Genomic DNA, 591 nt, shown 5'->3' with positions numbered 1-591 from the left:
GCGAGCGCGAGGACGGTCACGTCGGCCCGCTCGCTCATCAGTGCTCGATGCCCGCCTGCGCGTGGATGCCGGCCTCGTAGGCGTGCTTGACGGGCTGCATCTCCGTGACGGTGTCCGCGAACGCCACGAGTTCCGGCAGGGCGCCGCGTCCCGTGATGACCACGTGCAGGTTCGGGTCGCGGGCGCGCAGGGTCTCCTCCACCTCGGGCCAGCCGACCCAGCCGAAGGTGAGGGCGTACGTGAACTCGTCGAGGACGATCATGTCCCACTCGCCGGAGAGGATCTCGGTTCGCGCGCGGGCCCAGCCTTCCTGCGCCATCGCGGCGGACGCGTCGAGGTCGCGCGAGCGCCACGTGAAGCCGTCGCCGAGCCCGTCGAAGGTCACGCCGAGCTTCTCGAGCGCGCGGTGCTCGCCGAACTTCGCGCGTTCGTGCTTGATGAACTGCAGGAGGCGCACCCTGAGGCCGCGTCCCTGCGCGCGCAGCATCAGGCCGAGCGCGGCGGTCGTCTTGCCCTTGCCGTTGCCGGTGTTGACGATGACGAGGCCGCGGCGGCGCGCGCCGGACGGGCCGCCCACCTTCGTGTGGCGGG

The 591-nt window shown here is 72.1% G+C and carries 1 protein-coding gene; it reads right to left on the bottom strand.

Going from position 1 to position 591, the window contains the following annotated elements:
* Positions 1-37: 37 nt before the first annotated feature.
* Positions 38-591 (bottom strand): cob(I)yrinic acid a,c-diamide adenosyltransferase (gene cobO / locus DEIPI_RS0106900; RefSeq protein ID WP_211238256.1); only part of this gene is annotated, 554 nt, incomplete at its 5' end.

Source organism: Deinococcus pimensis DSM 21231 (assembly GCF_000519345.1).
In the GTDB taxonomy this organism is placed as follows: Bacteria; Deinococcota; Deinococci; order Deinococcales; family Deinococcaceae; genus Deinococcus_A; species Deinococcus_A pimensis.
The sequence above is the reverse complement of the archived record's forward strand: the minus strand, read 5'-3'. Positions and strand labels throughout refer to the sequence as shown.